Source organism: Leptolyngbya sp. NIES-2104 (genome assembly GCF_001485215.1).
GTDB lineage: Bacteria > Cyanobacteriota > Cyanobacteriia > Leptolyngbyales > Leptolyngbyaceae > Leptolyngbya.
This window is the reverse complement of record NZ_BBWW01000001.1, coordinates 5,675,221-5,695,116: the sequence shown is the minus strand read 5'-3', so window position 1 is coordinate 5,695,116 and position 19,896 is coordinate 5,675,221. Positions and strand designations below refer to the sequence as shown.

The 19,896-nt window shown below is 47.8% G+C and carries 14 protein-coding genes, 2 tRNA genes and 3 rRNA genes; 11 read left to right on the top strand and 8 right to left on the bottom strand.

Translation table 11 applies throughout. From position 1 onward, the window contains the following. Positions 1-143: 143 nt before the first annotated feature. The 5 genes from rrf to NIES2104_RS27310 all read right to left on the bottom strand — a co-directional run bounded on the left by rrf (position 144) and on the right by NIES2104_RS27310 (position 5,243). Positions 144-260, bottom strand: a 5S ribosomal RNA gene (gene rrf, locus NIES2104_RS27330). A 130-nt stretch (positions 261-390) separates the two neighbouring features. Beyond that, positions 391-3,274 (bottom strand): 23S ribosomal RNA (locus NIES2104_RS27325). Between the two features lie 171 nt (positions 3,275-3,445). Further along, positions 3,446-3,521, bottom strand: a tRNA-Ala gene (locus NIES2104_RS27320). A gap of 35 nt (positions 3,522-3,556) precedes the next feature. Beyond that, a tRNA-Ile gene (locus NIES2104_RS27315) sits at positions 3,557-3,630 on the bottom strand. Positions 3,631-3,751: 121 nt separating this feature from the next. Continuing rightward, a 16S ribosomal RNA gene (locus NIES2104_RS27310) occupies positions 3,752-5,243 on the bottom strand. The 16S, 23S and 5S rRNA genes sit together here with 2 tRNA genes alongside, the layout of an rRNA operon. Before the next feature lie 361 nt (positions 5,244-5,604). Between NIES2104_RS27310 and NIES2104_RS27305 the strand changes: the two genes are divergently transcribed. After that, on the top strand, positions 5,605-6,453 hold the full coding sequence (locus NIES2104_RS27305) for an NYN domain-containing protein (protein ID WP_059002104.1): 849 nt from the start codon (positions 5,605-5,607) through the stop codon (positions 6,451-6,453). 77 nt (positions 6,454-6,530) lie between these two features. On the opposite strand, the gene dxs is transcribed toward NIES2104_RS27305, so the two are convergent. Beyond that, positions 6,531-8,426 (bottom strand): 1-deoxy-D-xylulose-5-phosphate synthase, encoded by a 1,896-nt coding sequence (dxs, locus tag NIES2104_RS27300; protein ID WP_059001486.1) that lies wholly within the window; start codon positions 8,424-8,426, stop codon positions 6,531-6,533. 318 nt (positions 8,427-8,744) lie between these two features. On the opposite strand from dxs, the gene NIES2104_RS27295 reads away from it, so the two are divergent. Together NIES2104_RS27295 and NIES2104_RS27290 are read left to right on the top strand one after the other, a co-directional pair. Next, entirely contained in the window at positions 8,745-9,392 is a 648-nt protein-coding gene (locus NIES2104_RS27295) for a hypothetical protein (protein WP_192843637.1), read from the top strand. Between the two features lie 54 nt (positions 9,393-9,446). After that, complete coding sequence (locus tag NIES2104_RS27290) at positions 9,447-11,720, top strand: Tex family protein (RefSeq protein ID WP_059001484.1); 2,274 nt, start codon at positions 9,447-9,449, stop codon at positions 11,718-11,720. Here NIES2104_RS27290 and NIES2104_RS27285 read toward each other — a convergent pair. Next, positions 11,717-11,986, bottom strand: a complete 270-nt coding sequence (locus NIES2104_RS27285) for a DUF6439 family protein (protein ID WP_059001483.1) — start codon at positions 11,984-11,986, stop codon at positions 11,717-11,719. The genes NIES2104_RS27290 and NIES2104_RS27285 overlap by 4 nt on opposite strands. A gap of 46 nt (positions 11,987-12,032) precedes the next feature. On the opposite strand from NIES2104_RS27285, the gene NIES2104_RS27280 reads away from it, so the two are divergent. From NIES2104_RS27280 to NIES2104_RS27250, 7 genes are all read left to right on the top strand, one after another. Further along, positions 12,033-12,422: a hypothetical protein gene (locus NIES2104_RS27280; protein ID WP_059001482.1), complete on the top strand. Its 390-nt coding sequence runs from the start codon at positions 12,033-12,035 to the stop codon at positions 12,420-12,422. Positions 12,423-12,428: 6 nt separating this feature from the next. Beyond that, positions 12,429-13,817, top strand: coding sequence for an asparagine--tRNA ligase (gene asnS, locus NIES2104_RS27275; protein WP_059001481.1), 1,389 nt, complete (start codon positions 12,429-12,431; stop codon positions 13,815-13,817). Between the two features lie 2 nt (positions 13,818-13,819). Continuing rightward, complete coding sequence (locus NIES2104_RS27270) at positions 13,820-14,038, top strand: DUF5678 domain-containing protein (RefSeq protein ID WP_059001480.1); 219 nt, start codon at positions 13,820-13,822, stop codon at positions 14,036-14,038. Next, a complete protein-coding gene (locus tag NIES2104_RS27265; protein ID WP_059001479.1) occupies positions 14,039-14,278 on the top strand; it encodes a type II toxin-antitoxin system HicA family toxin in 240 nt (79 codons plus the stop codon). 178 nt (positions 14,279-14,456) lie between these two features. Further along, complete coding sequence (locus NIES2104_RS27260) at positions 14,457-15,080, top strand: TetR/AcrR family transcriptional regulator (protein ID WP_059001478.1); 624 nt, start codon at positions 14,457-14,459, stop codon at positions 15,078-15,080. Then, on the top strand, positions 15,077-16,354 hold the full coding sequence (locus tag NIES2104_RS27255) for an aminopeptidase P family protein (RefSeq protein ID WP_059001477.1): 1,278 nt from the start codon (positions 15,077-15,079) through the stop codon (positions 16,352-16,354). The genes NIES2104_RS27260 and NIES2104_RS27255 overlap by 4 nt, the downstream gene beginning before the upstream one ends. Continuing rightward, positions 16,351-17,217, top strand: coding sequence for a ChaN family lipoprotein (locus tag NIES2104_RS27250; RefSeq protein WP_059001476.1), 867 nt, complete (start codon positions 16,351-16,353; stop codon positions 17,215-17,217). Before NIES2104_RS27255 ends, NIES2104_RS27250 begins: the two co-directional genes overlap by 4 nt. 93 nt (positions 17,218-17,310) lie before the next feature. Here NIES2104_RS27250 and NIES2104_RS27245 read toward each other — a convergent pair whose 3' ends face one another. Continuing rightward, complete coding sequence (locus tag NIES2104_RS27245; RefSeq protein WP_059001475.1) at positions 17,311-17,988, bottom strand: Uma2 family endonuclease; 678 nt, start codon at positions 17,986-17,988, stop codon at positions 17,311-17,313. A gap of 278 nt (positions 17,989-18,266) precedes the next feature. Between NIES2104_RS27245 and NIES2104_RS27240 the strand changes: the two genes are divergently transcribed. Then, positions 18,267-19,883, top strand: coding sequence for an iron uptake porin (locus NIES2104_RS27240; RefSeq protein WP_059001474.1), 1,617 nt, complete (start codon positions 18,267-18,269; stop codon positions 19,881-19,883). The last annotated feature ends 13 nt before the right edge of the window (positions 19,884-19,896 follow it).

Here is a 19,896-nt window from a genome sequence, read left to right as displayed (position 1 = left end):
CTTCAAGAGGCAGGACTTTGTTGTATCAATAGTGCCCGTCTTTCAGCTTGTTCTAACCTCACCTTGTTCTAACAATGAGAAAGACACAAAAAAGCAGCACCCCACTCAACTAGCAAGGTGCTGCTTTCTCTTTCCTATTAACACCCTGGCGGATAGCTATTTTGACAAGTCGCTACCGACTCACTATCGTCGCCGCAAATGCGTTTCACTACTCAGTTCGGGATGGATGAGTGTGGGTCCACATCGCCATTTCCACCAGGAATACGGTTGGGTTGAGTCTCACTCTCGTGAGAGTTTCAGAACCCAGAAGGCTGCATAGCTCGTTGTCAGTTTTGCGTAGATTGTACTTCAGACACCGGTCATCGGACTCATCTGATTGATTCAGTCGTGGAGGTCAAGCCCTCGGTCTATTAGTACGGCTCGGCTGCATGTGTTACCACACTTCCACCTACCGCCTATCAACGGGTGTTCTCCCCGTGACCTTACTGGGTTAACCCCATGAGAGTACTCATCTTGAGGTGGGCTTCCCACTTAGATGCTTTCAGCGGTTATCCACTCCGCACTTGGCTACCCAGCGTCTACCGTTGGCACGATAACTGGTACACCAGCGGTGCGTTCTTCCCGGTCCTCTCGTACTAAGGAAGAATCCTCTCAATACTCTTGCGCCTGCACCGGATATGGACCGAACTGTCTCACGACGTTCTGAACCCAGCTCACGTACCGCTTTAATGGGCGAACAGCCCAACCCTTGGGACGTACTACCGCCCCAGGTTGCGATGAGCCGACATCGAGGTGCCAAACCTCCCCGTCGATGTGAACTCTTGGGGGAGATCAGCCTGTTATCCCTAGAGTAACTTTTATCCGTTTAGCGACGGCGATTCCACGCTCTGCCGTCGGATCACTAAAGCCGACTTTCGTCCCTGCTCGACATGTTCGTCTCACAGTCAAGCTCTCTTGTGCTTTTACACTCTACGGCTGATTTCCAACCAGCCTGAGAGAACCTTTGCGCGCCTCCGTTACCATTTAGGAGGCGACCGCCCCAGTCAAACTGCCCACCTGAAACTGTTCTCGTCCCGGATAACGGGCACAAGTTAGAATTCTAGCCTTAACAGAGTGGTATCTCACCGTTGGCTCCAGATTCCCCACAAGGAATCTCTCATAGCCTCCCACCTATCCTGCGCAGTTAAAGCCCGAACCCAATTCCAGGCTACAGTAAAGCTTCATAGGGTCTTTCTGTCCAGGTGCAGGTAGTCCGTATCTTCACAGACAATCCTATTTCGCCGAGCCTCTCTCCGAGACAGCGCCCAAATCGTTACGCCTTTCGTGCGGGTCGGAACTTACCCGACAAGGAATTTCGCTACCTTAGGACCGTTATAGTTACGGCCGCCGTTCACCGGGGCTTCAGTCGCGAGCTTTAGACCGAAGTCCTGACCCACTTCTTTAACCTTCCGGCACTGGGCAGGCGTCAGCCCCCATACATCGTTTTGCAACTTAGCGGAGACCTGTGTTTTTGGTAAACAGTCGCTTGGGCCTCTTCACTGCGACCACCTTTCAGTGGCACCCCTTCTCCCGAAGTTACGGGGTCATTTTGCCGAGTTCCTTAGAGAGAGTTATCTCGCGCCCTTTAGTTTTCTCAACTATCCTACCTGTGTCGGTTTCGGGTACGGGTGATTCAAATTAACGTGATCCGGGATTTTCTTGGAAGCCTGACATCACACACTTCGGGTCCGTAGACCCTCGTACTCACCACTCAGCTCAAGACGTTTCCGCCGTCTCTCACAGCCTCGTAGGCTTGAACTCCTAACCAACATGGAGCTGTGTTAGCCTTCTCCGTCCCCCGTCACAATTTGAATCGAGTACTGGAATCTTCACCAGTTGTCCATCGACTACGTCTTTCGACCTCGCCTTAGGTCCCGACTCACCCTCCGCGGACGAGCCTTCCGGAGGAACCCTTAGGATTTCAGGGCATTGGATTCTCACCAATGTTTGCGCTACTCAAGCCGACATTCTCACTTCCACTTCGTCCACACCTGCTTGCCGCTGATGCTTCTCACTACAATGGAACGCTCCCCTACCACTTACATAAATGCAAGTCCATAGCTTCGGTAAACACCTTAGCCCCGTTCATTTTCGGCGCAGGAACGCTTGACCAGTGAGCTATTACGCACTCTTTTAAGGATGGCTGCTTCTAGGCAAACCTCCTGGTTGTCTCTGCATTCCCACCTCCTTTATCACTGAGGTGTTATTTGGGGACCTTAGCTGATGGTCTGGGCTGTTTCCCTCTTGACGATGAAGCTTATCCCCCACCGTCTCACTGGCAGTCTGTACCTCTGGTATTCTGAGTTTGACTCGATTTGGTACCGGTCTCCCAGCCCGCACCGAATCAGTGCTTTACCCCCAGAGTGGAACAACTACCGCTGCGCCTCAACACATTTCGGGGAGAACCAGCTAGCTCCCGGTTCGATTGGCATTTCACCCCTAACCACACCTCATCCGCTGATTTTTCAACATCAGTCGGTTCGGACCTCCACTTGGTGTTACCCAAGCTTCATCCTGGACATGGTTAGATCACCGGGGTTCGGGTCTATAAAAACAGATATCACGCCCTCTTCAGACTCGGTTTCCCTTTGACTTCGGCATTCCCGCCTTAATCTACCTGTTCCTATAAGTCGCCGGCTCATTCTTCAACAGGCACACGGTCAGACGTTGAATCGTCCTCCCATTGCTTGTAAGCAGATGGTTTCATGTTCTATTTCACTCCCCTCCCGGGGTTCTTTTCACCGTTCCCTCGCGGTACTAGTTCACTATCGGTCACACAGGAGTATTTAGCCTTATGAGGTGGTCCTCACTGATTCACACGGAATTTCACGTGCTCCATGCTACTCGGGATCCAGCTAGCTCAGTTAATCTTTCAACTACAGGACTTTCACCTTCTCTGGTGTAGCTTCTCACTACTTCGTCTAGACGCTCTGATACACGTTGCTGTCCCACAACCCCAATGGATAAATCCACTGGTTTAGGCTGTTTCCATTTCGCTCGCCGCTACTCCGGAAATCGCGTTTGCTTTCTCTTCCTCCAGCTACTAAGATGTTTCAATTCGCTGGGTTGGCTTGTTCTACCCTATGGATTCAGGTAGCCATGTTTAGGGTTGCCCCATTCGGAAATCTTCGGATCAATGCTCACTTCCAGCTCCCCGAAGCTTATCGTCGGTCGTCACGTCCTTCGTCGCCTCTGTGTGCCTAGGTATCCACCATCTGCCCTTTGTAGCTTGACCACTAAATTGATTGACTCAATTCGCGATTAGTCCAATTACATTGGTGTCTGTGTATTTCTACCTGACAACGTACTATGCAGTTTTCTTGGTTCTTTTTGACTGGGAACAACTCCCAGCAGGCTCTCTATGCGACTAGACGAGTTGCTGACTTGTTCCTGACTCTATAAAAGTTGGTGGAGGTTAGCGGACTCGAACCGCTGACATCCTGCTTGCAAAGCAGGCGCTCTACCAACTGAGCTAAACCCCCATGCGTTAAAACACATCACGCCTGATTGAATGGAGTGGGCCATCCTGGACTCGAACCAGGGACCTCACCCTTATCAGGGGTGCGCTCTAACCACCTGAGCTAATAGCCCACATTTCCCTGAACCGGGATAGTTTAGAAGCACAGCGAAATCAATGGAAAGCTTCGACCGACCTTGAGATGACCAACTTCTGTTTCAGACTAAGCTAAATCAGAAGGGGTAGGTCTCCCTTTAAGGAGGTGATCCAGCCACACCTTCCGGTACGGCTACCTTGTTACGACTTCACCCCAGTCATCAGCCCCACCTTCGGCATCCTCCTCCGCGAACGGTTAGAGTAACGACTTCGGGCGTGACCAACTCCCATGGTGTGACGGGCGGTGTGTACAAGGCCCGGGAACGTATTCACCGCAGTATGCTGACCTGCGATTACTAGCGATTCCGCCTTCATGCAGGCGAGTTGCAGCCTGCAATCTGAACTGAGCGTTGGTTTATGAGATTGGCTTGCTATCGCTAGCTTGCGACTCTTTGTCCAACGCATTGTAGTACGTGTGTAGCCCAAGGCGTAAGGGGCATGCTGACTTGACGTCATCCACACCTTCCTCCGGTTTGTCACCGGCAGTCTCTCTAGAGTGCCCAACTGAATGCTGGCAACTAAAAACGTGGGTTGCGCTCGTTGCGGGACTTAACCCAACATCTCACGACACGAGCTGACGACAGCCATGCACCACCTGTCTCTCGGCTCCCGAAGGCACTCCCTACTTTCACAGGGATTCCGAGGATGTCAAGCCTTGGTAAGGTTCTTCGCGTTGCATCGAATTAAACCACATACTCCACCGCTTGTGCGGGCCCCCGTCAATTCCTTTGAGTTTCACACTTGCGTGCGTACTCCCCAGGCGGACAACTTAACGCGTTGGCTACGGCACGGCTCGGGTCGATACGAACCACACCTAGTTGTCATCGTTTACGGCTAGGACTACAGGGGTATCTAATCCCTTTCGCTCCCCTAGCTTTCGTCCCTCAGTGTCAGTGCAGACCCAGTCACACGCTTTCGCCGCTGGTGTTCTTCCCAATATCTACGCATTTCACCGCTACACTGGGAATTCCTGTAACCCCTATCGCACTCTAGCAGCCCAGTTTCCTCCGCCCGTATGCGGTTAAGCCGCACGCTTTGACAAAAGACTTGAACTGCCACCTACGGACGCTTTACGCCCAATAATTCCGGATAACGCTTGCATCCTCCGTATTACCGCGGCTGCTGGCACGGAGTTAGCCGATGCTGATTCATTAGGTACCGTCATCATTTCTTCCCTAATAAAAGAGGTTTACACTCCAAAAAGCGTCCTCCCTCACGCGGTATTGCTCCGTCAGGCTTGCGCCCATTGCGGAAAATTCCCCACTGCTGCCTCCCGTAGGAGTCTGGACCGTGTCTCAGTTCCAGTGTGCCTGGTCATCCTCTCAGACCAAGTACAGATCGTCGCCTAGGGGTGCCGTTACCACTCCTACTAGCTAATCTGACGCGAGCCAATCTATCGACGATAAATCTTTCACCCCAAAGGGCACATTCGGTATTAGCAGTCGTTTCCAACTGTTGTCCCCAATCGATAGGCATGTTCTCACGCGTTACTCACCCGTCCGCCACTAAAGACCGAAGTCTTCCGTTCGACTTGCATGTGTTAAGCATACCGCCAGCGTTCATCCTGAGCCAGGATCAAACTCTCCATGTTGAAGTTGTTTGTAGCTCGATAATTAGATGTTTATCCGGTTATCCTTCCGGTCTCTACATAAATAGAGACATTTTCTTGACGAAGGCTTTCCTTTCTCTGGCTTCTAAACTATTCTGTTTTATAGGTTCAGTTCTCACAAATGAGGAGTGGGCGGCTTTCGCTCGGCTCCGTCTCTCTCACCCGCGCTTTGATAATATAGCGTGTGAATTAGAAGGCTGTCAAGCAGGTTTCGGAAAGTTTTTTGGATTTTGCCTAAAGTGGTCGCTGAGACTGAGTTTGAAGCTTTTAAGTTCTTTTGGATGCGATCGACTAGGCTCGAATCATGGGAATCCTGGGTTTCAATTGTTGTGAACAGGAACCTATGGAAGAGAGAAAACTGAGAGACGATCGACTAGCTGTTCTAATCGATGCAGATAACGCAAGCGCAAACTTGATCGAGCCACTTCTGGAAGAAGTCGCTAAGTATGGAACCGCAAATGTGAAACGGACATACGGCGACTGGACACAGAGTCAGTTGAAAGGCTGCAAGGAAAAATTGCACATTTACGCGATTCAGCCGATTCAGCAGTACAGCCATACGTCTGGCAAGAATGCAACAGACAGCGCTCTGATTATTGATGCAATGGATTTGCTGTATACAGGCAATTTTGATGGCTTTTGCTTAGTGTCCAGTGACAGCGATTTCACAAGGCTTGCTTGTCGATTAAGAGAATCTGGACTGTTCGTATATGGGTTTGGGCGAAAACAAACGCCTGCACCCTTTCAGAAAGCCTGCGATAAGTTTACGTACACTGAAATCTTAGGTGGGCAGGAGGAATCTTGTACAACGTTTGGGGTAAAGCCTAACGGTGAAGAAGAGCTGGTACAAACCGTCTTAGTAAAGAACGGACAGCCAAAAAAGGAGCAAGAGACGAGCAAGCAAGAGGAGAGTAGTAAGCCTGCCTCTAAAACTGCTCGGTTGCGGCAGGACAAGAAATTGATTAATTTACTGCGGCGTGCTTATGAAGCTGCCTCAGGAGAAGACGGATTAGCCAATTTGGGAGCATTTGGCTCTCAGATTAATAAGATCTCACCGTCTTTTGATTCAAGAAATTACGACTACAGCAAACTTGGTGCGTTGATTCGAGATATAGGCTTATTTGAGGTTCAAGAAGTAGCAAGCGAAAATAATCCTGTCAGTAAGATTTTGTATATTAAGCTCAAGAGTTGATGATCGCGATTTTAAATTCAAGTTTGCTGAATGAAAGAGGTTCTCGATCTGTCGGATCAAGAACCTCTTTTAGCTATCTAGAGTGCTGCGATCGCACCTCGTTCTTTTACAACCGTCTTTAGAATTCGATCCGCCATTTGTGGAGGAGTTAATCCTAACGCCGCCTTCGATTCATCGGGAGTGGCGTGATCGACCAGAATATCAGGCACACCAATTCGGGTAACTGGAACAACTACGCCAGCATCCATTAGGGATTCGACGATCGCACTTCCAAATCCTCCAGGTAGACAGCCTTCTTCCAGCGTAACCACTCGACCGATTTTCTGAGCTAAGGGATGAATTAACTCTTCGTCAAGCGGTTTGGCAAATCGAGCATTGATTACAGTGGCTTCGATGCCATGTTCGCTGAGAATTTCGGCGGTTTGCATGGCGGGATAGACCATTGAACCGTAGCCGATCATTAGAAGATCGTCACCTTGACGGAGAATTTCGGCTTTTCCGATCGGTAATTCTTCCCAGCCTTCTTCCATTAATGGAACGCCGTAACCGTTGCCGCGTGGGTAGCGCATTGCGATCGGGCTTGAGGTGTGATTGATTCCGGTGACGAGCATTCGCTGGAGTTCGGCTTCGTCTTTGGGAGCCATTAGTACGATGTTGGGAATCGATCGGAGATAGGCAATGTCGTACATTCCTTGATGGGTCGGACCGTCAGAGCCGACAATACCTGCACGATCCATACAGAAAAAGACCGGAAGGTTTTGGATGCAGACATCGTGAACGATTTGGTCGTAGGCACGTTGGAGGAAGGTTGAATAGATCGTTGCGACGGGGCGCATTCCTTCACAGGCGAGTCCAGCCGCTAGTGTGACCGCGTGCTGTTCTGCAATGCCCACATCTATGTATTGTTTCGGAACTCGTTTTTGGAAAATGTCTAGTCCGGTTCCGGTTGCCATTGCAGCAGTGATTCCAAGAATGCGGGGATTGTCTTCTGCAAGTTTGCTCAAGGTTTCCCCGAAGACTTTGGAATAGCTGGGGGGTTTGGGCTTGTTGGAGGGAACCGCTTTTCCGGTTGCAAGGTTGAATGGGGTTTGGGCGTGGTAGCCGACTTGATCTTGTTCTGCGATCGCATATCCTTTTCCTTTGACGGTTGCGACATGAACGAGAACCGGACCGGGATGTTTGTGTGCTTCTTTAAAAGTTGCGATTAGCTCTTCTAAATTGTGTCCGTCCACCGGACCCATGTAGGTGAAGCCCAATTCTTCAAATACAGCGCCCACTTTGGGAACGGCGAGACGCTTCATGCCCTCTTTGAGACGAGATAACTCCGGTGAGAACGGCATGTTTTTCATCTGTTCTTCGATGTTGTCCGTCAGGAATTGAACTGGGGGACTCAGCCGCATTTTGTTCAGATAACGGGGAATTGCGCCGACATTGGGAGAAATCGACATCTCGTTATCGTTGAGAACGACAAGAAGATTCGTTTTCGGTAAATGTCCGGCGTGGTTGATCGCTTCGAGTGCCATGCCGCCTGTGAGTGCGCCATCACCGATGACTGCGGCAACTTTGAAATTGTCGCCTTGGGCATCACGAGCGAGTGCCATACCGAGTGCGGCAGAGATGCTGGTCGAGGCGTGACCTGCACCGAAATGGTCGAATTTGCTTTCGCAGCGTTTCAGATAGCCCGCAACGCCGTCTTTCTGGCGGAGTGTGTGGAAATCAGCGTAGCGTCCGGTGATCAGCTTGTGGGGGTACGCTTGGTGTCCGACATCCCAGATCACTTTGTCGCGATCGAGATCTAGGGTTTGATAAAGGGCGAGGGTTAATTCAACAACACCCAAGCCAGGACCGAGGTGTCCCCCAATCGCTGCCACAGTTTGCAAGTGCTTTTCGCGGATTTGACGCGCGATTTGCTGAAGCTGAAAAATCGATAATCCATGCAACTGGTTTGGGTGGGTCAATTCACTCAAATGCATACCGGGGTATCCTTCGGATGATGTGATGTGAGCAGTAGGATAGGTCTACCTGTTATCACTCTAGTTCATTGGGGGTAATGATTCAGAGTACTCGTATGCAAATTGCAACTTTTCTCGTGATAAAAATTTAGGCACGATCGCAACCAAGATGTGCTGTAGTTGACAGTTTGGTTAAATCTCCTGGATCTTCATGCATGTTCAGAAGAAGGATATGCCACAATTTCTTCTAACGTTTGCACTTGTGGGGCGAGGACTTTAGTGATGTTGATACGGAAAGTAATGCGATCGATAGGAATGCGAAGCGTCGTTGCATCTATCGTGAGTGGGAGTTTGATCGGATTGGCGATTCCTGCGAGAGCGGCGGTGCTGGATGACATTTTTATTCGTCCGGGTGTGGATGAAGCGGATTATGATTCGTGTGCACGGGATTTGCTGCGGGGCAAAGTGACGGCGGCAGCGGCGGCAGATGCTTGCGCAAAGGCGATTCGTCCGCGAGATTTGGGAATTTGTGTTGAGCGGATTACTCGGAATAATGTGTCTGGGGATGATGCGCTTTCTGTATGCCGTCAGGTTCGTCGTCCGGTAGAAGCGGCAAATTGTGTGACGGAGATTGCTCGAAGAGCGCCTAGCACTGCAACGGTAAATGTTTTAGATGGCTGCCGTCGGAGTTTGTTGCCAGAGCGATTTTCTCGGTGCGTGGTGGATTTGAGTCGGGAATTAAAGTTGGCGACGGATCAATCGATCGCAAATTGCATTGATGCAACCGATCGCAGCCGTGATTTATTGCCAACTGTGTTACCTGGTTCAACCACAACGCCGCCGATCACCACGCCACCGTCGGGTTCGAGCACTCCAGCGCCGCCCGTTTCTCCGGGACAAACTACGCCAGGGCAAACTACGCCAACGCCTCCTACGACGACTCCGGGAACGACCAGACCCGGAACTGTGACACCTCAGCGATTCTAAGTTAAACTCGGAACTCAGCAGAATTTTGGCAAACCCTGAGTTCCGGTTTTTTCCATGATCAACATTCCTCAGCTTCTGGCAAAAGAACTTTCACTGCGATCGTTCCAGGTAACTAATGCACTGGAATTATTTGCAGAAGGGGCGACGGTTCCGTTTATTGCGCGGTATCGCAAGGAACGGACAGGCGAAATGGATGAAGTGCAGCTACGTGATTTGTTCGATCGATATACGTATCTGACGGAATTGGAAGAGCGGAAGAAAAGCGTTCTTGAATCGATCGAGTCTCAGGGCAAATCGACTGAGGAGTTGAAGAGCAAGATTGAAGCTTGTTTGCAGAAAAATGAATTAGAAGATTTGTATTTGCCGTATCGTCCAAAGCGCAGAACGAGAGCGACGATCGCAAAAGAAAAAGGCTTAGGTGGACTAGCAGAATTCATTGCCAGTTTGAATCAACCAAAAGCGCAATCGGTTTCATTGGAAGATGAAGCGAGAAAGTATTTAACTGAAGAGGTTAAAACAACTGAGGAAGCGCTCCACGGTGCATCTGATATTTTGGCAGAGGAAGTTTCAGAAAAAGCAGAACTACGATCATATTTAAGAGAATTCTTATTCAGTACAGGTGTGTTTGTTTCACGAATCAAAGATGATCATGCTGAAGGTACAACAAAGTTTGAAATGTACCGAAGTTATCAGTCGAAAGTGAAAGCGATCGCGCCTCATAATCTTCTCGCTTTGTATCGTGGGGAATCAGAAGGAATTCTCAGCTTTGAGCTTGCATTCGATGAAGATGCAGTGCAGCAATATTTAGAAAGTGAGATTATTCGAGGGAAAGCTGTACGAGAATTTTATCGATCGATGTTAAAAGATGCGTTTAATCGGTTGATGAAAAACTCGATTATTTCAGAAGTGCGATCGCAGAAAAAACAGGAAGCCGATATTGAATCGATTAAAACATTTGAAACGAATCTAAGAGAATTATTGCTCTCGGCTCCAGCAGGAATGAAACCGACCTTAGCGATCGATCCTGGATTTCGCACAGGCTGTAAGGTTTCAGTTCTTGACCAAACTGGAAAATTTCTGAAATACGAAGCGATTTTTCCACATACAGGAGCAGAGAAACGCAAACAAGCGGCAATTACTCTGAAGCAATTAATTGAAAAATATAAGATTGAATTAATTGCGATCGGGAATGGAACTGCAAGCCGCGAAACTGATGAATTCGTTGCGGAAGTTTTAGCAGATTTGGAGCGTAAACCGATCAAAGTAATTGTGAATGAATCGGGAGCTTCGATTTATTCTGCAAGTCCGGTCGCGATCGCAGAATTTCCAGATCTTGATATCACTGTTCGAGGTGCAATTAGTATCGGACGAAGATTGCAAGATCCGTTAGCTGAATTAGTCAAGATTGATCCGAAATCGATTGGAGTCGGACAATATCAGCACGATGTTGATCAAAAGCTTTTGAAAAAGAAGCTTGATGAAACGGTTGAAAGCTGTGTGAACTATGTAGGTGTTGATCTCAATACTGCATCGAAAGAATTGTTGATGTCTGTATCGGGTATTAGTGCAACTGTTGCAAACAATATTGTGGCTTACCGGAATGAGAACGGGGCATTTGTTGATCGTAAATCACTTCTAAAAGTACCAAAGCTAGGAGCGAAAACGTTTGAACAAGCAGCAGGATTTTTGAGAATTCGAGGTGGGAAAAATCCGCTTGATAATACGGCTGTTCACCCGGAAAGTTACGGGATTTTAGAAACGATCGCAAAAGATTCAAAGATTTCACTCTCGCAAACAGCGCAAATTGCATCACAACTTAAATCGGATCTGAAAAAGTATGTGACAGATGCGATCGGAGAACCAACCTTGCGAGACATCATCAGCGAACTGGAGAAACCCGGACGTGATCCACGCGCTGAATTTAAATATGCAACCTTCAGGGAGGGGATCAAAGAAATCTCAGATCTCAAAGTTGGAATGGAGCTTGAAGGCATTGTGACGAACGTGGCAAACTTTGGAGCGTTCGTAGATGTTGGAGTTCATCAAGACGGGTTAATTCACGTTTCGCAAATGAGCGATCGATTTGTCAGCGATCCAAATCAGATCGTCAAAGTTGGACAAGTCGTAAGAGTCCGAGTTCTTGAACTGAACGAAGCACTTAAGCGAATTAGTTTGTCGATGAAGTCAGAAGCGCGATCGGAGAAAGCTACTCCGACTAAAAATCAGCCTGCACCAAAGCAAGTCGAGAAAAAATCTGAGAAAAAGCAAACTGCTCAAAAACCCGTCTCGATCGATGACCTGAAATCGAAATTTGGCAAGAAAGCCTAGTGCCGATTCCCATGACTCGGACAAGGTGGTGCGGAAATCGAACGATCGAGCCAGCCGACTGCTTGCTGTAATCGGGGCAATGCTTCTTCAGGATTTTCTTTAAGCAAGTAGACTAAGGCGACTGCGGACTGTTCGATCGCTCTTGCTTTGCGGTTTGATTTGAGGCGATGCCAATCTCGATCGCTAATGCTCAATCGTTCTACTAAAGCTTGAGCGAGTTCGATCGTGCTGACTTCTGAAAGTTGGGAAGAAAGAGTTTCTGACATAAGTAAGAGTGAGTAGAATGAAGCGTTTACTAGATTATTCTGACGCATGGCGGCTTCTTCCGACGATATTCCGTTTGAGCAGGCTTTAGAGAAAGTTGAGCGATCGCTTTTCGATTTGAAGGATCGATATGCTCAAGTTCAGCGCGACGAGCAGCAGCTTGAAACATTACAAGAGCGAAAAGCGAATCTTCAATCTCAAAGGAAATCTCTCACGCTCAAAGCCGAATTGCGAGAAATTGAGCAACAATTAGAAGAACTGGAATTGAATCTTGAAAGTCGGCTGTTTTCATGGTCGGGCTTGAAAGAAGTTTTTTGGCAGGCGGTACGATTTGGGGGATTGGGAATTGCGATCGGTTGGTCGCTTGCCTTCATTACCCTGAAGACTCCAACGCCAGACAGTTCCACAACTCCCTCGAATAGTTTGTCTAGCCCCTAAGATTTTATGACTCGACGTATTGCAGAACTTCTTCGCGCTGGTCAACCGGACGAAACTGTGACGATCCAAGGTTGGGTTCGGACCAAGCGAGAACAAAAAGGATTTTCATTTATCGAAGTGAATGATGGTTCTTCGATGGCTGGGCTGCAAGTCGTGATTAATCAAGATGTGCCGGACTATGAGGAGAATCTGAAACGAATTAGCACTGGAGCTTCGGTAGAAGTGTCTGGGGTACTTGTGCCGTCTTTGGGGAAAGGTCAGCGGATTGAATTAAAAGCAAGTACGCTGAAGGTCTACGGGGAAGCTGATCCAGAGACTTACCCGTTGCAGAAGAAGCGGCATTCGTTTGAGTTTCTGCGAGAAATTGGACATCTACGATCGCGTACCAACACTTTAGGTGCAGTCTTCCGAGTCCGAAACGCTTGCGCCACTGCAATCCATCAATTTTTCCAGGAGCGCGGTTTCTTGTGGGTTCATACTCCTGTGATTACTGCAAGCGACTGTGAAGGTGCAGGTGAAATGTTTGCGGTCACGAGTTTGAATCTGAAACAAGTACCGCTCAATGAACAGAAAGAAATTGATTACACCCAAGACTTTTTTGGTAAGCCTGCTTATTTAACAGTGAGTGGACAGCTTGAAGCCGAGATTATGGCGATGGCGTTTAGCAATGTCTATACATTTGGTCCAACCTTTCGGGCGGAAAACTCCAACACATCGCGGCACTTGGCAGAGTTCTGGATGGTTGAGCCAGAAATGGCATTCTGTGATCTCGATGGTGATATGGATTTGGCTGAAGCGTTTTTGAAATACATCTTCAGCTATGTGATGGAACATTGCCCGGAAGACATGGAGTTTTTCAATGCTCGAATTGATGATTCGGTGTTGGCAACGGCAGAAAATATTATCAACAATCAGTTCGAGCGGATTACTTATACAAAAGCGATCGAGCTTCTCGAAAGAGCCGACAAAAAATTCGAGTATCCGGTGGAATGGGGCTTAGATTTGCAGTCGGAACACGAGCGATATTTAGCTGAGGACTTGTTTAAGAAACCAACGATCGTCACCGATTATCCAACTCAAATCAAAGCGTTTTACATGCGGTTGAGCGATGACGAAAAAACCGTTCGAGCGATGGACATTCTCGCGCCCAAGATTGGCGAAATCATCGGTGGATCGCAGCGGGAAGAACGATTGGACGTTTTGGAACGGCGGATTATTGAGCAAGGATTAGATCCCGCTACCTATTGGTGGTATTTGGATCTAAGACGCTTTGGAACTGTTCCTCATGCTGGCTTTGGCTTGGGATTTGAACGATTGGTTCAATTCATGACGGGAATGGCAAATATTCGCGATGTGATTCCATTCCCGCGCACACCCCAGAATGTGGAATTTTAATCATGAAAACAGTCAAAATTATTGTTGAAAAATATGCTGATGGATATGTCGCTTATCCATTAGGTGTGGATGGGGTTGTCGTTGGGCAAGGTGACACTTACGAAGAAGCTTTAGCGGATGTTAAATCTGCGATTCGTTTTCATATTGAGACGTTTGGTGAGAAAGTCCTTGAGCCTGAGTCTCCAATACTGGAGGCGTTTGTTGCTGAGGCTGCTCTCTAAATGCCTAAGTTTCCGAAAGATGCCGCCAAAGCAAAAGTTATTCGCGCCTTGGAATCTCTTGGCTTTCAAATTGTGAGAGAGAAAGAGCATATTTCAATGGTGCGACAGAACGAAGACGGTACAGAAACACCGCTAACCTTACCAAACCATCGACAGATTAAAGCCTCAACACTTCGATCGATTTGTACTCAAGCTGGAATCTCACGCGAAGAATTTTTACAAGCTTATGACGATAGCTAATCATTCATAAAGTAATTTTTGGCAGTGAAAATGTTGCATTATTTAACGATCGATTGCGCGATCGCAATTTCTTCGATTGAAATCTGTAAACTCTATGACACTTTAGGCGAGGTAAGAAGATTACTTGCACAATAAAAATAACAGGCGACTTTCGTGATCCCGTCTGTCCCTTACTGCGATGCCACTTACTAATCGGATGCCCCAACAAGCTGAAACTGAAACCCGCACTCGGATTCTAAAAGCGGCGCTGAAACTGTTTGCGAAACAAGGTTACGATGGCACAACGACGAGGGATCTGGCAGAAAAAGCAGGAGTCGCAGAAGGCACATTATTCCGGCATTTCACGAATAAAAAGGCAATCTTGATCGAAGTGGCGACTCAGGGCTGGATTGAGATTCTGACCGATTTGCTAACGGAACTGAGCGAAATGGGAAGCTATAAAGCGATCGCTCAAGTGATGCGAAAACGGATGCTGAACTTACACCAGAATGCGGATTTATTCAAAGTCTGTTTTATGGAGGCGCAGTTTCATCCGGATTTGCGCGATCGTATTCAGTCCGAAGTGGTCGATAAAATGACCGATGTCGCGGAAGCATTCTTTCAAACGGCGATGGATCAAGGGATTTATCGCCCGATGAATCCGAGAATGGTGGCACGAGTGTTTTTGGGGATGTTTACGATCGCGGGATTTAGTCAAGATACGATCATGGCTCCTGGTAGTTCTCCGAATGAAATGAAAGAGATGGCAGAGGGAATTGCCGATATCTTTTTAAATGGAGTCCTAGCAGAGAAACCTTCATGAGTCGATTGGCTGACACTCTCAAATCTCGTAGAGAGCGACTTTCCGAATTAATTGATTTTCCGGTGTTGCTAAAGTCCGGAGAATTCAAGCCTCGTAATTTTCCAGCAAATACCTATCCGTTTCGGGCAAGTAGTCATTTTCTCTACTTTGCAGGTTTATCTTTGCCGAATGCAGCGGTGCGGATTGAAGGCGATCGCTTAATTTTATTCCTCGATGATCCGAAGCCTTCGAGCGCTCTTTGGCATGGAGAATCTCCGAGTCGCGATCAACTTGCCGCAGAGATTGGAGCCGATGAAGCTTACCCGCTCTCTGAAATTGAGCGATTTTCGGTTGAGGATCATCCAACCGTTATAGAAGCGATCGTCAAATTGCGATTGATTCATGATGAAAGTGCGATCGCTGAAATTCGGAGAGCGATCGCGGTCACAGTCGAAGCGCATCGAGCCGGAATGCAAGCGACTTTGAAGGCTCAAAGAGAATCACAGATTCGAGCCGCAATGGAAAGTGTAATTCTCTCGCACAATATGACCTGTGCTTATAACAGCATTGTGACGGTGAATGGAGAAGTTTTGCACAATGACCATTATCATCATGCGATCGAGCCAACCGATTTGATTCTCGCAGACGTGGGAGCGGAAACCGAATCAGGATGGGCATCAGATATTACTCGAACTTGGTCGGCTTCTGGAAAATTTTCGCCAACGCAACGGGCACTGTATGACATTGTGTTAGAAGCGCACGATCGAGCAATTGATAAAATTCGTCCGGGTGTCGAATATCGTGACATTCATTTACTCGCCTGTGAAACTCTCGCGGAAGGCTTGATCGATTTAGGGATTCTGCGGGGCAATGCAGCCGATTTAGTCGATCGAGATGCTCATGCGTTGTTCTTTCCACATGGAATTGGACATCTATTAGGGTTAGATGTGCATGACATGGAAGACTTAGGCGATTTAGCTGGATATGAGAAAGGTCGATCGCGCAGTTCTCGGTTTGGATTGGGATATTTGAGACTCGATCGACCGTTGCAAGCTGGAATGATTGTGACGATCGAGCCGGGATTTTATCAAGTTCCAGCACTGCTCAATGATCCGGAGCGTCGTGAGAAATATCATGAAGTCGTGAACTGGGAACGGTTAGCTGAGTTTTCCGATGTTCGAGGGATTCGGATCGAAGATGATGTGTTAGTCACCTCAGAAGGTTCGGAAGTATTGAGCATTGCTTTACCGACTGATCCAGAGCAAGTAGAAATGATTGTTGGAGAAGGCGCATGACCGGAAGATCGATTGCAAAACTTTGTGCTTTATCACTGAGCTTGTTTGTGTTCTGGTCTGCACCGAGTTACGCTCAAACTCCGACAATTACAACACCGACACAACAGAACCTAGATACTCAGACTATTCTGAAGCAGTTGAAACAATCGCGAGTGATCTATTTAGGTGAAACCCATGACAGTGAAGCGGATCATCGTGCTCAGTTGGAAATTATTCGATCGCTCTATCAACAAAATCCCAAATTAGCGATCGGGATGGAAATGTTTCAGCGTCCGTTTCAATCCGGTTTAGATAGCTATCTCGCAGGAGCTTCAACTGAAACCATGCTGCGAGAGTTCACCGAATTCGACAAACGCTGGGGCTATTCCTGGGAGTTTTACTATCCGATCATCAATTTTGCTAAAACAAATCAATTACCTGTGGTTGCGCTGAACACTTCAGCGGAAGTGACTCGGAAAGTCGCGCGACAAGGATTAGAGAGTTTGACCGCAGAAGAAAAACGGTACATTCCGCCTATTGATGAAATTCGCCTAGAGCCGGAACGATATCGCGATCGCTTACGTCAGATTTTTGATGGCTTTCATTCTGGTAAAGGCAACAATCGTGGATTTGATCAATTCTTTCAGGCTCAAGTGTTATGGGATGAAACGATGGCAGATGCGATCGTGCAGTTTTTGAAGAAGAATCCCGATCGTCAAATCGTCGTGCTTGCAGGTCAAGGACACATTATTTATGGTGATGGAATTCCGAGCCGCGTCGATCGACGAATTCCTGGAATTAAGCAATCAAAAATTCTGCTTAATCCACCAGCAGAGTACTTGAAAGAAACCGGAATTGCTGACTTCTTCTGGAAAACTCGTTAAGAAGGTGTTCAAGGCTTTTTTACTCCGTTGTTTGTCCGTCCCGGAATGGAATTCGGGGCGGAAGTGAACGAAGCGTGAAGCGTGAAATACGCTCTAACGATTCGCTAATTCCTGCACAAATGCTTGATGCTCTGAAGATTGCAGTCCGAGTTGTAATATGTTCATGACTGTAATCATTTGATTATTTAGCAGTGCCGTGACATCGAGCCAAAGTCCCGGAAATACTTGGCTTTTGATTATTCCGCTTTCGTCTGGTTCAACTAAAACATATCGTTCGTTTTCTAATCTGAACCAACTGAATTCATTCTCAAAGGTTTGCCAAACTAAGTATTCCTGGACGCGATTTCGACGATAAGCGTTCATTTTTGCACCGAGATCGATCGCTGCACTACTGGTCGCAATTTCCGCGACCAGCTCCGGCGCACCTTCGATGTACCCATCCTGACTGACTCGTGATGTTCCACCCCGAACAACTCGCAGCATCGCATCGGGTTGCGGTTCATTATCAAGATCCAGTCGAGTTGTGGCATTGTCAGAGCCTTGTGTGCCAGGTGTGGCAATAGAGTAAATCCCTAAACAAGTAATGAGATTGAAATGCGGCTCGCCATGAAAGGCGCGAACAGGGGATGCCACGTAAACTACTCCTTCGATCAATTCGGCTTTAAACTTCTCTGGGGTCGCTTCATATCGTCGCTCGAATTCAGCGCGAGTTAAACGATCGCCACTTGCCAAAGGCGGAACCGATTGCCGTTTAGGTTGCTGCAACACCATGACACCATTCCTCATAGCGGACTGTGCATCTATTTTAGAAGCTGAGCGGGTTCTTGCTCCTCGCAGGCTTTCGCTAAATACATTCAATCTAATTTATCGCCGCAGATAGATGAAACCTCTGAATAGAACTTGCAAGTATCTTGCTTAACAAAAACCTCGAAGCTGTTCGTCGATGATATCTGAACGAGACCAAGGGCTACGGGCTGTTTTTGTTGAGCATAATCGCTCGATCGAATGATTCATTGAATTGCTTCTATTTATGGTGTGAGATAGCTTCCATGTTAAATAAGTTAGGAAATTCGGCGATCGCATCGATCGTACTGAGTGCAACTGCTTTGAGTTCCAGTGCATTTGCAGTCGAACCTTTAGATCTTTCTGCGATCGAGCCATCTGATCCCACTCTCGAACAAGTGACATCCGTTTCCCAATTAACCGATGTTCGCCCCACCGATTGGGCATTTCAGGCTTTGCAATCCCTAGTAGAACGCTATGGATGTATTGCAGGGTATCCAGACCGAACATATCGGGGGAATCGGGCTTTAACCCGATTTGAGTTTGCAGCGGGCTTGAATGCTTGTCTCGATCGAGTCAATGAACTGATCGCTGCTTCAACTGCGGATTTAGTCAAGAAAGAAGATCTAAATACGCTGCAAAAACTCCAAGAGCAATTCGCTGTAGAACTGGCGACCCTTCGCGGTCGTGTCGATGCGCTAGAAGCTCGAACTTCGACTTTAGAAAAACAACAGTTCTCAACCACGACAAAGCTTGGGGTCGAATTAGTCACTTATCTAGCGGATGCTTTTGGCGAAAATGCAGGGGATGTTAACAACACGAACTTTGGCTATCGCTTGAGATTCGACTTTGACACGAGCTTTTCTGGTCAAGATCGGCTTCGAGTGCGATTACAGTCTACCAACCTGCGACGACTCGATACAGCAACAAATTTTCCAGTGGGTTTAGCGGGTGGAACCGATGAATCACGATTTCTTGCAACCAGCGTTTCTCAAGGTGGCGAAATCACGCTCAATCGTTTGCAGTATCGCTTTCCGGTCGGTGAACGCTTGACGGTTTATCTCGATGCAAACTCGATCGACCCTAGTATCGTGACCGATCCGGTTACGCCGTTTAACGATCAGGTGATTGGCGCACCCTCGAATTTTGGTCAAATTAACCCGGTTTATTTCCCGATCGGGAATCGCGCTGGACTTGCGGCAAATTTCCGAGTGTCGCCCGCGATTAGCTTTGATTTTGGCTACTACGGCGAAGATTCCACAACAGGCGGACCAAATCTTCCCGATAGTCGATCGGGCATTTTCAACGGTGGCTATAGTGCTTGGGGACAACTCGTTTACGGTTCTGGATCGCTTAAATTCGGCTTGCTCTACGTTAATAGCTATTCGGTTGTGAATGGGGTTGATACGTTAGCGGGAAGTAACGCCGCGAAAGTGATCGGAGCAGGTCCAGTCGTGGGCAATTCTTACGGATTCCAGGTGAACTATCGAATTTCGCCTCGATTTGAACTTGGTGGATGGCTTGGATACACTGCCGCTCGTGCATTAGGAGATGGCACAAAAGGGGATGCCAGCGTTTTCAACTATGCAATTAACTTAGCATTTCCAGATTTGGGCAAGACCGGAAACTTAGGCGGAATCATTTTTGGAATGCAGCCCAAGTTAACGAGCACCAGCAATGATGCGATCGCTCAAGCGATCGGGCTTCCCGTTGGACAACGCGACGATCGTGATACGGGCTATCACATCGAAGCCTTCTACCGTTATCAATTCAATGACAACATTTCGATCACACCCGGAATCATTTGGCTCACTGCTCCGAATCACGATAATCGTAATCCTGATGTTGTGATTGGTGTGATTCGGACGACGTTTGTTTTCTAAATTACCGATTGTG